The organism is Enorma shizhengliae, assembly GCF_009676995.1.
In the GTDB taxonomy this organism is placed as follows: Bacteria; Actinomycetota; Coriobacteriia; order Coriobacteriales; family Coriobacteriaceae; genus Enorma; species Enorma massiliensis.
Map to the genome: position 1 here is coordinate 24,594 of NZ_VTFZ01000013.1, position 14,478 is coordinate 39,071.

The 14,478-nt window shown below is 59.3% G+C and carries 11 protein-coding genes; 5 read left to right on the top strand and 6 right to left on the bottom strand.

The genetic code is table 11. From position 1 onward, the window contains the following. Window positions 1-213: 213 nt before the first annotated feature. The gene (locus GJE22_RS09215) at window positions 214-1,062 is read left to right on the top strand and encodes an HAD-IIB family hydrolase (protein WP_144688812.1); all 849 of its coding nucleotides are present in this window, start codon (window positions 214-216) and stop codon (window positions 1,060-1,062) included. A gap of 82 nt (window positions 1,063-1,144) precedes the next feature. On the opposite strand, the gene GJE22_RS09220 is transcribed toward GJE22_RS09215, so the two are convergent. The 6 genes from GJE22_RS09220 to GJE22_RS09245 form a co-directional block, all read right to left on the bottom strand. Then, window positions 1,145-2,593 carry a hypothetical protein gene (locus GJE22_RS09220; RefSeq protein ID WP_144688813.1) on the bottom strand — a complete coding sequence of 483 codons (1,449 nt, stop codon included), beginning with the start codon at window positions 2,591-2,593 and terminating at the stop codon, window positions 1,145-1,147. Window positions 2,594-2,629: 36 nt separating this feature from the next. Further along, window positions 2,630-3,628 (bottom strand): class I mannose-6-phosphate isomerase, encoded by a 999-nt coding sequence (locus tag GJE22_RS09225; protein WP_195760776.1) that lies wholly within the window; start codon window positions 3,626-3,628, stop codon window positions 2,630-2,632. Window positions 3,629-3,632: 4 nt separating this feature from the next. Then, a complete protein-coding gene (locus GJE22_RS09230; RefSeq protein WP_144688814.1) occupies window positions 3,633-4,196 on the bottom strand; it encodes a glucose-6-phosphate isomerase family protein in 564 nt (187 codons plus the stop codon). Window positions 4,197-4,290: 94 nt separating this feature from the next. Then, window positions 4,291-6,156, bottom strand: coding sequence for a class I mannose-6-phosphate isomerase (locus tag GJE22_RS09235; protein ID WP_144688815.1), 1,866 nt, complete (start codon window positions 6,154-6,156; stop codon window positions 4,291-4,293). Window positions 6,157-6,426: 270 nt separating this feature from the next. Continuing rightward, window positions 6,427-7,971 carry a hypothetical protein gene (locus GJE22_RS09240; RefSeq protein ID WP_144688816.1) on the bottom strand — a complete coding sequence of 515 codons (1,545 nt, stop codon included), beginning with the start codon at window positions 7,969-7,971 and terminating at the stop codon, window positions 6,427-6,429. Beyond that, window positions 7,964-8,902: an ABC transporter ATP-binding protein gene (locus GJE22_RS09245; protein ID WP_144688817.1), complete on the bottom strand. Its 939-nt coding sequence runs from the start codon at window positions 8,900-8,902 to the stop codon at window positions 7,964-7,966. The genes GJE22_RS09240 and GJE22_RS09245 overlap by 8 nt, the downstream gene beginning before the upstream one ends. A 426-nt stretch (window positions 8,903-9,328) precedes the next feature. On the opposite strand from GJE22_RS09245, the gene GJE22_RS09250 reads away from it, so the two are divergent. The 4 genes from GJE22_RS09250 (at window position 9,329) to GJE22_RS09265 (ending at window position 14,422) form a co-directional block, all read left to right on the top strand. Beyond that, window positions 9,329-10,702, top strand: coding sequence for an ISL3 family transposase (locus GJE22_RS09250; protein ID WP_154324167.1), 1,374 nt, complete (start codon window positions 9,329-9,331; stop codon window positions 10,700-10,702). Between the two features lie 93 nt (window positions 10,703-10,795). Further along, window positions 10,796-11,590: an aminoglycoside O-phosphotransferase APH(3')-IIIa gene (gene aph(3')-IIIa / locus GJE22_RS09255; RefSeq protein WP_001096887.1), complete on the top strand. Its 795-nt coding sequence runs from the start codon at window positions 10,796-10,798 to the stop codon at window positions 11,588-11,590. Between the two features lie 49 nt (window positions 11,591-11,639). After that, complete coding sequence (gene cfr(C) / locus GJE22_RS09260) at window positions 11,640-12,779, top strand: 23S rRNA (adenine(2503)-C(8))-methyltransferase Cfr(C) (RefSeq protein WP_186297456.1); 1,140 nt, start codon at window positions 11,640-11,642, stop codon at window positions 12,777-12,779. Window positions 12,780-13,048: 269 nt separating this feature from the next. Then, on the top strand, window positions 13,049-14,422 hold the full coding sequence (locus GJE22_RS09265; protein ID WP_154324167.1) for an ISL3 family transposase: 1,374 nt from the start codon (window positions 13,049-13,051) through the stop codon (window positions 14,420-14,422). Window positions 14,423-14,478 lie beyond the last annotated feature (56 nt).

Genomic DNA, 14,478 nt, shown 5'->3' on the forward strand with positions numbered 1-14,478 from the left:
CCGTTCATGGCACATAGGCAAGCATTCCTAGCTTCCCTCTGGAAAGGCCCCGGTTCTCCGGGGTCTTTCCCGTTGGCTTTGCCGCAGCGTAGCACGAAGATGAGCTGCGCGGGAATCTACCAGCAATGCGGCTGCCGCAGGTGAGGTTTAAGCACCCCACTAAGCCATCCGGGAATCCGCGTCCTATCCTCAACCCCATTAGAAAGGAAGCACATGGGCCAACAGGAGATCGGCTCCCCGCAGCTCATCATTGATGGGCGCGCCATCAAAGCCGCCCTCTTCGATCTTGACGGGACTCTTCTCACCAGCCAGGGTCACGCTGACCCACGCACCGTCGACTCTATCAAGCGCCTTCGCGCGGCGGGCGTGCTCACGGGCCTCTGCACGGGCCGAGGCGTCGCGAACATCGAAGCTCACCTCGAACCCTGGGGCCTTATCGGATGCCTCGATGCCTACGTTGCCTCTGGCGGCGTGGACATCGTCGATGTAACCCTTACCAGGCACGAACGCCGAGCTCTGCTGGCAGGGGCCGTCATCGATACCATCATCGAGCACTTCGCCGATGTTCCGGCAACCCCCGCAGTCACTATAGACGGCGTGGTGCATGCGCTGGAAGCGAGCCTGACCGTTTGCTGGTTCTCAGAACGCGAGCACATGCCGTATGTCGTGGCACCACGGCAACGCTTATCGTGCGAAGGCCAGCCAAAACTCACCTTCATGCTCGACCCCTCGCATATGGATGAAGTCTGCGCTGCAGCGGCAACGCTTCCCCCCGACCTAGAAGCTTCCGGCCATCCCACGGCCCCCTACCTCTTTGAATTCACCAACCCAGAGGTTTCCAAGGAAGCCGCTCTCGCGGTTCTCATGGGATGGCACGGTTGGAGCCTAGACGAGCTCCTGGTATTTGGCGATGAAGAGAACGATATAAGCATGCTCAAGGCTGCAGGGGTAGGCGTTGCTATGGCCAATGGCTGCGACGCCGCGCGCAGTGCGGCAGACTTCGTGACGCATGGTAACGACGAAAACGGAATCGGCGCCTTCATAGACCGCTATCTGCCGTAGGAATCTAGCAGGCACCAAAAAACCGCGCCGGGGCATGAGCAACATCCCCGGCGCGGTATTGCGCTTCGCTGCTTTGATGCGTCTACGGAATAGGATCGAGCACCACAAGGCAGAATGCGTTCTCGCCCAGAGGCAGACTCATCTCCCAGCAGCCATCCTGAGCCTCCACGGTTTCGCAAGCGGTCGCTTCGAGCTCTGTGCAAGCATGGTTGGCGACCCAGTTGTTATGGGCTCCATCTACCAGATAGCGCGTGCACGCATACCGCTTGGCAGGCAAGCCATTCACGCTCAGCTCGTGCACGTCCTCGCCCTCGCCAGGGTGAGAGAGCAGCACGCAGATGCGCCCTGTGGCGCTATCAATCGTTGCAACATGCCGGTTGTAGGTATATCCCTCGATCAGCAACTCGGTATCGCCTAGCATCGCGAAAAACTTCATCGTGTGGCCGCTCGGCGTTGGCACGTAGCGCCCCGCACCCTCGTCCATCACAAACATGGTACGACCCAGCTGCTGATTGGGATTATGGAAGGTACACCAAGGGAACATCCGGAGGTTCTCGCAGTACGAGCCCAAGATCATGCCCCGGATCTCTCCGCACGCGTTTTGCAAATTATGCGGACGGCCCGCATCGCCCTCGCCCACGCGCAAACCGTACTCGGTCATCATGAGCGGCAAATCCGGCAAACCCAATTCATGCACAAGCGCCTCGTGCCGCACGTAAAACTCGAGAATGCGGCAAGGGTTGGTGTGGTACTCGTGCATCGAGTAGAAATCGATCGTGCGATCTTCGTCGGCAGCAAGCCGCTTCAGGAAATCACTCCAGAAGCCCCAGTTCTTCACGCCAGCAGTAAGGCCCATGGTTCCCGTGAGCAGCGGAATCGCATAGTCGTGGCGCTCGTTAAGCCGGCGGATGGCACGATAACCGCACTGGAAGAGCGGATAGAACTCATCCACGGTAAGCTCTCCAAAGTTGGGAATATCGACCTCGTTCATAAGCTCGATGTAACGGATGTTGGGACAGAGCTCCTTGTAATGCTCGATGACCCGCTCAACCACTTCCTCATACTTCTCGTAGCTGATCACATGCTCCACAGCCACCTCGCGCTCGTAGCGCCTGATGTTGAGCATCACGCTCTCAGCGCATTCAGCGTGGCTGCGGAGGTAATCTTCCTCATGCACGCCGAGCGGCGAGGGCACCGTGAGGGGCCAATCGTAGTGGAAGTGATAATGCTCGCTATCGCCCTCGAACTTGTTGACGCCGATGAGGTAGTTCCAATCATACGTATCGGTGCGATAGTCCCACACCTCGTCAAGGGTCACGAACAAGCGAATAATCTGGAGTTTACCCAGATAGGCCTCCATCGCAGGAGGAAAATCTGGACCGGGCGTGTAGCGCAACGTGGTGTTTTGATAGCGCTCCACGTGCGGCCAAGAGCGCACGGAGCAGCTCGCGTCCACAGAAACCTGGGTCCACACGCGATCGCCGGCATTGGGCACGACGCGCCGCGGGCGGCCACTTGATGATTCGGGCATCTTTGGTCCTTTCATTGATCCAGGCGAGATGCGACCCTATTCCGCACACCTTTCCACGGGGTGCCAGCTCCTGAGGACTCGGCATGCGCCACGAACCTCATACGTGCGCACTGAAGCCGGGATGATTACCGACCGTGTATAAGGTAACGCGTACTCGCGCGCGTCAACCACGATGGTTGCATCATGCTTTACGCAGGTAATCACCTCATAGTGGTTATTCTTGTGCACGGTATAGCTTCCCACCACGTCAATCACATCGCTCGCAAACAGCCGATGCCTCACACCCGGGCGCGAAAGGCTCTCGGTGCGCTCCTCATAAGCCCCCAGGCGTACCGGCTCCGGAGCGAGCGACGTGTCCAATACGTCGAAGGCCTTGTCGATATCGAGCTTGCGCCCTCGACCGTAGTCGCAGATGCGATAGGTGATTCCGCCAAAGCTGCCCACCTCGATAGCCAGCATGTTCTTTCCGCAGGCATGCATGGCTCCGCAGGGTATGAGAATGAAGTCGCCTTCGCTCACGGGAACCTTGCGCGCATAGTCACCCACCGCATCGCGTTCGGCCGCTTCTCGCAGCACGTTGACATCGGTTGTCGTGGTGCCCGCCACCACATACGCACCTGGGTCTGCTTCGAGAATGTACCACGACTCGGACTTCTCTCGATCGCCTTCGACCTCACAAGCATAGGGCTCGCCTGGATGGACCTGGATGGACAGGTCTTCGACGGGATCCATATATGCCATGCGAATGAGCTGGTCTTCTGGGTCATCGCCCATCAGCTCTTCATGATGGTTTGCAATAGCCCAACGCAGGTCGTGCCCGGCCCACGGGCCACCCTCGATCTGGTTGCTGGGCGCCCCGGCATAGGCGCAGACCTCGCGCGCTATGCCATAGGGCTTGCCCTCTGGAGGCTCCAGCCCTCGGATACCCGATAGACGCCCTCCCGCCCAAATCGTCGATAGATAGTATGGCTCGGGATAGATGACATCGACCGGAGCATCCTCGGAAGACGCTCCCTGCGAGCGCTGATCGCCCATGGCCTTACGCCTCCTCCCACACGATCTTCCCGTCGCGCTTGAAGCAACGATACGGAAAGACCTGGGCCTCTACCACAGCGTGATCTTGCTTCGTTGCCGGAAGGCTGCACGCGGCGACCGCCAGCACGGTATCGCCCGTATTGATGAGCCTGTGCCCGTACACGCCGCTGATGTAATGAAGCGAGCCCGGATATACCTTCTCGGCGTAGAAATCGTCCTTGCCATCCCAAAACAGCAGGAAGCCCTCGCCCCCCAGCCCGTAGTAGTATTCGTCGCACGCGGGATCGATATGAAAATGCCCATGCGTCATGGCGCACTCGCCGTCGACCGTGAAGGGCTCAATATAGGTGGTTCCCCACTGAAGGTTGCCCATTACGAAATCCTCGCGATGAAAGTTCTGATTGGCAACGCGATAGGCAAGCTCGTCGCTGTCTTCGATGGAAGCGGGGTTCTTGTACACGCCCGTAAGAGCAGACTTTTTCTTCTCGCGCCAAACTACATGTTGGCCAGAGAGCTCGCACGCCCCGGTAAACTCCTGAATGCCTTTGGGCTCGCGAATGATATCCATAGTATGCCTCCTTGTTTGATGATTGAAGCAACGCCAACGTAACCCATCCGAAGGAAGCGGGCGCCCAGACGGTCCGGACGCCCGCGCAGAAACGTTACCGCTCGGCCTGCATGAGCTCCTGATAGCCCTCGCGAAGCATGGTTTTATGCACGACGCAGGGCTGATAGCCGGTATTCTCGATCACGTAATCGTCAATCGAGGCAGGCACTACCACAACGTCAAGATAGCGCTGGTCGTAGTAGAACTCGGGATGCGACTTGGAATACACGCGAATGTTCTCTCCGTCCACGAGCGTAAGCACCGTGAATTGTCCGTTGTTCGAGAACTCGGCGGTGGCGCCGGCATCCATGAACAGGTTCTTGGTCATGTAGTACATGAGGTCCGTCTTGCCTACGATGAACTGTTCCCAGCCCTCGCCCGAACCGTCGGGAATGGGCTCGATGGCAACGTTCTCATTCACCCACGAGGTATCGCGCTCGAACTTGAGCGCCTTCTCACCCATGGCGAGGTGAATGGGGCGGGGCGCGCCATCGGCATCAATGCGGTTATAGTCGTACATCTTATAGGTATACGAGCCCATGGTGAGCGATCCGAGCTCCAAGATGAGCTGGCCGCGGCCGGAGGCGTGAATGGTTCCGCCGGGAATCATCACCTGGCGTCCAGGCACGGAATCAATGTGATTCACGTAATGCTCGTAGTCCACCTCTTCGCCCGTCTCTTGCGACGAACGCGCTGCCCCGATGAACTCATGCGGATCGATGCCCTCGTTGAACCCGATGAAGGTCTTAGCGCGATGCGCGGTAGCGACCACATAGTAGGCTTCGTCTTGGCTTCCGTGCTCACCGTACATGCTACGGCACAGCTCGCCGTCTGGATGGCACTGCACCGACATGTTGCCGTTGGAGTGATAGGTGTCGTCGTAGTTGAAGCGGATGGGGAAATACGTTCCGAACGTCTTGACGCTTTCCTCGCCCACGATGCGCTCGGCCTTGGCCTGCACGAAGGTAGAGAACGGGAACTCCACCAGATGCTCGCCCGCCTCGATGAGCACGCTGACCTCCATGGGAATGAGGTCGAAAATCCATGCGATGTTCTTGGGGCCCTCGGGCAGCTTGCGCGCCTTACGCATGTATTCGCCGCCCCAGATGCCCTCAAGATAGACAGGCTTGGTACGGAAGGGCTGGTTGGCAAGGGAATCGAGCATCGCGAGAGCGGTCTCGCCCGTCATAAGCACGAAATCACGCGGCTGGTTAGCGCTCACGTAGTAATCGATAAGGCCCTGACGCAGCAGACGCTTGCGGTTTTTGACGATAACCTCGAAGTCTACGTAGTAGTTTCTGCGCATGAGCTCTTTGAAGGGGCGCGGGGAGGTGTCGCCGATATTCACCAGCCTACCCTCACGAGCGCGGACCGCCGCGTTCTTCGGCGTGACATCCAAATAGATGCGCACGTCGGTAACCTCGTCGAAGCTGGTTGCCATGCTACCCAGGCCGCTCAACAGCAGCACCGTTCCCTGGGGAACATGCGCCATGCTCTCAGTAAGCTGGGCACCTCGCACGGGATCGATAAAATCGGCGATATCGCCCTCGTACAACCGGCCGAACAGCAACACGGGGTCAAGCTCGAAATCTTGGGGCAGAGAATCGGCGACCATCTGGTCAAGCTCTTCAACAGGCTTGTAGACCTCGGACATGCTATGTTGAATGACCGGAACACCAAGCTGGAGGAGCTCTTGGGCCACAGCACCCACGAGATCGCTGAAGCCTGCGGAAGCATAGCCATCAAACGCTGCGGTCACGCCACACTCGCCGCTAGCCACGCGAGCAGCCAGGTCCGCTGCAATGCGCTTGCCAGATGCAACCGTGCCAAACGTGAGGTCGTCGACGAGAGATTCATCGAGCTGTGGGCGGTTGATCGCAGTTTGGTCGTCGTAATCGAGCGGTTTAAACATAAAGCTCATGATGCACTCCTTTTATTGCGGACTTTTGCATACTGCTCCTCTAGGAACGTAACGCTTCTCCTCCGTTCTCTCCCGCGCTTCACCGTAAGGCGTTCCAAAATTGAAATTCTTATATGTAATAATATTTCATTTTTGAATTTCACAGAGCCTCCCCTGCGATAAAACCACAAACGGTCGATTCTCCCTGCCGAGCGGCGGGCTATGCGAGCGCGGGGCCCGCAGTGATATCCAGGCTCATGGATGTAACGAGCTGAGAAGCTCTCATCTAGGCTATTTCCCGTTTTCGAGCAGAGCGATGAATGCCAGATCCACAACGACAAGGCCGTATATCACGGCTACGGGAGCCCAAAGCGCCAGCAAGCCAGCAGCGGCGAGCAGCAACACGAGCCCGACCACGGAGGTTACGCCAACGCGTATGAAGGTCACTTCGACACCGTCAAGCGCTGCAACAAGCGAAAATCCCGTACCCAAGAGCACGGAAATGGCAGCCTCCACCATCGTGAACGACCCCGGCGCACATGCATTCACCAGGAGCATAGTAATGAATGAGCATGCCTCGAGTATCCCAAGCGCCGGCAAGGCGTCGAGCACGGCGAGCACGAGGTTCGAAAGAGGAATCCGATCGCGAACGAGCGTTACTCGCATATCCTCACGAAACGCCAGAGATAGCTCGCGCAAGAAAGATAGGGAGGCGAGCGCCATGAACATGCCGTATGCCCAAGCGACAATCACAACAGGCGAGGACGCGTGGGCAAGCGTCCATGCGCTCAGCGGCACGATAAGCACACCCATGGCAACGATTCCCAGCAGGCTCTCGAACTGCCGCACATGCGAAAGCGCAGCGCGGGTAATCGCCGCGGCGGGCCCACTCGCAAGACGAAACGTCGGACGCAAGCGACGATGCGCGATACGGTAACGGCGGCGCAGCTCGCGATACTGGTCGGGAGCCTGGAACGCAAGGCGTCGCACGCCAAAAAGCGCGGCATCCGCTGCCCCCTCCTCGATCGCACAGGCCAGGTCGGCCCGATTTGCCCCGCACACAAGCGCAGCAGCGCTGCAAGCAACCGCAAGCGCAAAGACCCCCACAGCCACCCCAGGAACTGCAGCGTGCACACCATTTGCTGCGCTGAAGGCATCGAGGGAAGCCCTCCATCCCGCATCTGAAACAGCAAACGCGGCGCCTGCACACAGCAAAAGCTCGAGCGCAAGGACGCCTATGCTCCAAGCCGCTCGCCTGGACCCGCGCTTTGCGAAAGCTAGGCGAGCATAGCCAGCGGCGCGCGCAATCAGAAGAGCCGCTGCAACGGCGCAAGCCACGGTGCTAGATAGCGCAAGCGCATGGAGCTGCATTCCAGCTGCGGCACAGCCGCTACACAAGAGCCAAACACCAAGCGAGGTTGCAAAGCTGAACGCGAGCGTCCGCGGCATCGCATCGATCAGGGCAACGAGCCCGACGGAGCGAACATAAGGGACCAGAAGCCATAAGTCCGGACTGATAAGGCGCAGCGGAGAACGCCAGAGCGCCGAGACCGTCGAGCGAACGAGCACAGCCAGGAGAGCGAACACGAGCAACGCTCCCGTTATGTCAAGCAGAATTGCCCCGCCAAACACATAGGCTTCCTCGACACTCGACACCGCAAACATCCAGGCGCTCGCCGTCCACGCCCCAAGCAGCACGAGGAGATATAGGTAGTACAGCTTGTCGATGAGATCGGCCTTGGACTCGATGTCCGCGCCAAACATGTAACCCCAATAAGCGCAGGCACTTCGTATGTGGCGAACCTTGAGCCACACCAACAGCGATATCTCATGCATGAGAGCCCCCATCGCCCACAGCAGTCGCGCAAGGCCCCGCAACTCCACCGGGGCACGACCCCGCGTCGCGCGTGCCTGGCTCCCCGTCGCAACCGTCCGGCCCCGCGCCGAGCTCGACCGGGCCTGCATCGTGCGCGCCCGGGCCTGAGGCTCCTCCCGCGACCACGCTGTCATGCGCGTCTACTTCACGCAGGCGGCCGTCGCGCAGGTCGTACACCACATCCGGAGCGACGCCAGGTAGTTCGTGATGGCAGCTCAAGAGCACGGCCGCCCCGTCGCGAGCCGCCTCTTGCACCAGCTTCCCCAAAAGCACCCGCGCATCGGGGTCGAGCGGCCCCGTTGGCTCATCCATGAGCACGAGCTTCGGCTTCATCATGAGTGCGATGACCAGCGCGAGCTTCTGCCGCATGCCGCGCGAAAACGCAGACGGATAGGCATTGCAGAACTCTGCAATGCCGAACGCTTCCAGCATGCGCTCCGCCCTATCCACCACCTCACGTTCCGCACGGTTTGCCCGCAGCACGAAGTCGATGTGCTCTCGCGCCGTCAGGTCCTCATAGAACGCAGGAACATCGGCAACGAAAGCAATCTGCCGGCGGATGGCGCGAGACCGTCCCGTAAAACGCTCGCCCAGCACATCGATCTGGCCGGAGCGCGGAGACATCCATCCCGCCAGGCACTTGAGCAGCGTCGTCTTGCCCGCTCCGTTCGGACCGGTCAGATAACCAATCTCCCCCGCATAGAGGGCTACATCAACCTGATCCCAAACGCGCTCGGAGCCATACCCGAACGAGAGGCCGTACGCGTCGAGAACCGGAAGCTCGTCGCGTGGGGCATCATCGGCGCGTGGGGCATCACCATGCTCCAAGGCCTCGGACCGGGCGCCCACGCCCTCCGCCTTGGCTGCCTTATCGCCCGCATCGACCACCATATTGGCTCCTCTCGACATCGTTGGCGCGATTATACTCGCCTATCGAGCAAAGAAGCGGGTTGTTTGCGTCGTCTCTCCCCGAACACAGAGCGAGCGCCTCATCAACCGCAACGGCTCAAAAACAGAGCCTCGACCAGGGCGCATTGAGCGTCCCTCTCTTAACCGTGACAGCCTTCTTCGACTTGGCCCGACCTCGCGCGAGCGCGCCACCCATACGGCCGCGCCACCCATACACGAACCGGTAAACCATGTACCAGCGAATTCTTTAGGCTCTTCGGTGGTTTCTGTGGGAGAGATTCCGGCATAGGCCCAGCTCAGCGGGCGAAAACAACGATCTGGAACTGAAACGGCCCCGGGAGGGGCCGTTTCCGCGTCATCCGCCTATGATTGCTAAGCCAAATTCAGACAACCGAAGAGGTGTGACGCATGAAGAGTCTACTACTTCTCGCCCTCGGTCTGGCCCGCACGGTCGTCCTGGGCGCGCGCATCGAGGCCGAGCGCATCGTCGTGAGCGTCCGGCCCTACAAGCGCGAGCAGCGCCGCTGCCCCGTATGCGGCAGGGCCTGCGACTTCTACGACATGGCGAACCGCGGGGCCCCCAGGCTGTGGAGGGCGATGGACCTGGCGCGCTCGGCCTGCTACCTGGAGTACGCGCCCTGCAGGGTGCGCTGCCCGGAGCACGGCGTGCGCACCGAGGCCGTCCCCTGGGCGCGGCACGGGGCGCGCTTCACGCGCGACTTCGAGGACTGGGTGGCGTGGCTGGCGGTCCGCTGCACCGCCTCGGCGGTCTCCGAGCTCGCCCGCGTCGAGTGGCACGGCGTGGGCGGCGTGTGCAGGCGCGTCTACGCCGAGCTGGAGGCCGCGCGCGGCGCCTCGAGGTTCGACGGCGTGCGCCGCATCGGCATCGACGAGACGTCGTACAAGAAGGGCCACAAGTACGTCACGGTGGTCGTCGACCACGACCGCGGCTGCCTCATCTGGGCGCACGAGGGCACCGGCAAGGACGTGCTCAACCTGTTCCTCGACGAGCTCACGCGCGAGCAGAGGCGCGCCATGGAGGTGGTGGCCGCCGACGGCGCGAGGCGGATAGGGCAGCTGGTCAAGCGCCGCTGCCCCAACGCGAGGTGGGTCATGGACCCCTTCCACGTGGTCCAGTGGATGAACGGCGCGCTCGACGCCGTGCGCTGCGGGGAGTGGAACGCCGCCAGGGCCGCCGCCAGGGCCGCCAGGCCCAGGCCCGAGGGCAAGCGCGGCAGGCCTGCCAAAGGCGAGCTGCCGCCCGAGGAGGTCAGGGCGCTCGGGGAGGAGGCGGCCTCCATCAAGGGCAGCCGCTACGCGCTCGTGAAGAACCCCGAGGACCTCACCGACGGCCAGAGGGCGAGGCTCGAGGCGCTCAAGAAGAGGGCCGGCTCGCGGCTGGTCAGGGCCTGGGAGCTCAAGGAGGACCTGCGGGCCGTCTTCCGGGCAGCCGACGGCTCCGAGGCCGCCGAGCTGCTCGACGACTGGATGCACAGGGCCGCCTGCTGCAAGATCGCCAAGGTCGTCGCCGTGGAGAAGAAGGTGCGCCGCCGGCGCGACGACATCATCGCCGCAGTCGAGCTCGGCATCGGCAACGGGCGCGTAGAGGCTGTCAACAACAAGATCAAGGTGACGGTGAGGATGGGCTACGGCTTCCGCAACACCGACAACCTCGTGGCCCTGCTCATGCTCAGGTGCGGCGACTGCCAGCCCCAGCTCCCGGGTCGCCCGGTGAAGGCGAGGAAGAAGGGCGTGAAGGGAGCGAAGAGCGTTGCTGCCTAGGCTAGCCCCTTGTCACACAAACTACCGAAGCCTCTTATAATTAGCTTCTTGGGGTATCTTTAAATACTGTAGAAAAGAGGAAGGAAATAATAAATGGCTAAAATGAGAATATCACCGGAATTGAAAAAACTGATCGAAAAATACCGCTGCGTAAAAGATACGGAAGGAATGTCTCCTGCTAAGGTATATAAGCTGGTGGGAGAAAATGAAAACCTATATTTAAAAATGACGGACAGCCGGTATAAAGGGACCACCTATGATGTGGAACGGGAAAAGGACATGATGCTATGGCTGGAAGGAAAGCTGCCTGTTCCAAAGGTCCTGCACTTTGAACGGCATGATGGCTGGAGCAATCTGCTCATGAGTGAGGCCGATGGCGTCCTTTGCTCGGAAGAGTATGAAGATGAACAAAGCCCTGAAAAGATTATCGAGCTGTATGCGGAGTGCATCAGGCTCTTTCACTCCATCGACATATCGGATTGTCCCTATACGAATAGCTTAGACAGCCGCTTAGCCGAATTGGATTACTTACTGAATAACGATCTGGCCGATGTGGATTGCGAAAACTGGGAAGAAGACACTCCATTTAAAGATCCGCGCGAGCTGTATGATTTTTTAAAGACGGAAAAGCCCGAAGAGGAACTTGTCTTTTCCCACGGCGACCTGGGAGACAGCAACATCTTTGTGAAAGATGGCAAAGTAAGTGGCTTTATTGATCTTGGGAGAAGCGGCAGGGCGGACAAGTGGTATGACATTGCCTTCTGCGTCCGGTCGATCAGGGAGGATATCGGGGAAGAACAGTATGTCGAGCTATTTTTTGACTTACTGGGGATCAAGCCTGATTGGGAGAAAATAAAATATTATATTTTACTGGATGAATTGTTTTAGTACCAAGACAGGAAAGATTGCGATTAAATAAGCAGGAGAAAATATAATTATGTCCAAGTATAAAAAAATGAAACAGCTCATAGCGGATATGCGCTTACCTGAGTATCGTTATAAGCAACTGCTTGATGCTGTGTTCCTACAAGGAATTATGCGTTTTGAAGATATGAAGTTGCTTCCAAAAACGCTGCGCGAAAAGTTGGTGGAGCAGTTTGGTGAAACTGTTGTGGAGATCAAGGCGATCCATCATGAGAAATCAATGCAAACTGACAAGGTGCTGTTTGAACTGTCGGACGGAAACCGTGTGGAAACGGTGGGCCTGTTTTATAAAGAGGGCTGGAACTCCTTTTGCATTTCATCTCAAAGCGGTTGCGGCTTCGGTTGTAAGTTTTGCGCAACAGGGACTTTGGGATTACGCAGAAACTTGACTGTGGATGAAATTACCGACCAAATCCTATATTTTATGCAACAAGGATGCAGTATCAACAGTATCTCTTTTATGGGAATGGGAGAGCCGTTCGCTAATCCACAAGTTTTTGAAGCCCTGCATGATCTGACCGCCCCGGAACTGTTCGGGCTGTCCCAGCGACGCATCACCATTTCGACTATCGGTATCGTGCCGGGTATTCAAAAATTGACAAGAGAATATCCGCAAGTCAATCTGGCCTATTCCCTCCACGCACCTACTGACCGTCTGAGGGAAACGCTCATGCCAATAACTAAAACATACCCCCTTGGTCAGGTACTGGATACATTAGATCAGCACATTCGGCAAACAAATCGCAAGGTGTTTTTGGCATACATCATGCTAAAGGATGTCAATGACAGCGACAGACACGCAGAGCAACTTACCAAGTTGTTATTCAAACACAAAAAGTATTTGCCACTATACCATTTAGATTTAATCCCATACAATCAAACGACAGTTACGGAAACTATGGTGCCCTCAAGCCACACACGAATAAAGGCCTTTTGCCGTATCATTCATAATGCAGGAATTAGCGTCAATATCCGAACGCAATTTGGCTCCGATATTAACGCTGCTTGTGGCCAGTTGGCGGGGGCCTACCGTGACGATCAAAAACAAGGAGAGAGAACAATGTCCGCTAGAGATGTAAAGAGTTTTGGTGAAGAGGTTTGTGAGTATGGCTTTTATAACCAGGGTGCAATGAGAAGCACTAACAGCAGCTAGCTTAAGAACGCATAGGATATACTTTTTATGGAAGTCACAGAGGAGGAATAAAATTTGAACAGGATTAACAGAGTAACCTCTATTCTTATTCAGCTGCAATCAAAAAAAAATGGCTCTTCGGTGGTTTCTGTGGGAGAGATTCCGGCATAGGCCCAGCTCAGCGGGCGAAAACAACGATCTGGAACTGAAACGGCCCCGGGAGGGGCCGTTTCCGCGTCATCCGCCTATGATTGCTAAGCCAAATTCAGACAACCGAAGAGGTGTGACGCATGAAGAGTCTACTACTTCTCGCCCTCGGTCTGGCCCGCACGGTCGTCCTGGGCGCGCGCATCGAGGCCGAGCGCATCGTCGTGAGCGTCCGGCCCTACAAGCGCGAGCAGCGCCGCTGCCCCGTATGCGGCAGGGCCTGCGACTTCTACGACATGGCGAACCGCGGGGCCCCCAGGCTGTGGAGGGCGATGGACCTGGCGCGCTCGGCCTGCTACCTGGAGTACGCGCCCTGCAGGGTGCGCTGCCCGGAGCACGGCGTGCGCACCGAGGCCGTCCCCTGGGCGCGGCACGGGGCGCGCTTCACGCGCGACTTCGAGGACTGGGTGGCGTGGCTGGCGGTCCGCTGCACCGCCTCGGCGGTCTCCGAGCTCGCCCGCGTCGAGTGGCACGGCGTGGGCGGCGTGTGCAGGCGCGTCTACGCCGAGCTGGAGGCCGCGCGCGGCGCCTCGAGGTTCGACGGCGTGCGCCGCATCGGCATCGACGAGACGTCGTACAAGAAGGGCCACAAGTACGTCACGGTGGTCGTCGACCACGACCGCGGCTGCCTCATCTGGGCGCACGAGGGCACCGGCAAGGACGTGCTCAACCTGTTCCTCGACGAGCTCACGCGCGAGCAGAGGCGCGCCATGGAGGTGGTGGCCGCCGACGGCGCGAGGCGGATAGGGCAGCTGGTCAAGCGCCGCTGCCCCAACGCGAGGTGGGTCATGGACCCCTTCCACGTGGTCCAGTGGATGAACGGCGCGCTCGACGCCGTGCGCTGCGGGGAGTGGAACGCCGCCAGGGCCGCCGCCAGGGCCGCCAGGCCCAGGCCCGAGGGCAAGCGCGGCAGGCCTGCCAAAGGCGAGCTGCCGCCCGAGGAGGTCAGGGCGCTCGGGGAGGAGGCGGCCTCCATCAAGGGCAGCCGCTACGCGCTCGTGAAGAACCCCGAGGACCTCACCGACGGCCAGAGGGCGAGGCTCGAGGCGCTCAAGAAGAGGGCCGGCTCGCGGCTGGTCAGGGCCTGGGAGCTCAAGGAGGACCTGCGGGCCGTCTTCCGGGCAGCCGACGGCTCCGAGGCCGCCGAGCTGCTCGACGACTGGATGCACAGGGCCGCCTGCTGCAAGATCGCCAAGGTCGTCGCCGTGGAGAAGAAGGTGCGCCGCCGGCGCGACGACATCATCGCCGCAGTCGAGCTCGGCATCGGCAACGGGCGCGTAGAGGCTGTCAACAACAAGATCAAGGTGACGGTGAGGATGGGCTACGGCTTCCGCAACACCGACAACCTCGTGGCCCTGCTCATGCTCAGGTGCGGCGACTGCCAGCCCCAGCTCCCGGGTCGCCCGGTGAAGGCGAGGAAGAAGGGCGTGAAGGGAGCGAAGAGCGTTGCTGCCTAGGCTAGCCCCTTGTCACACAAACTACCGAAGCCTCATTCTTTAGCACACGGCCCGCC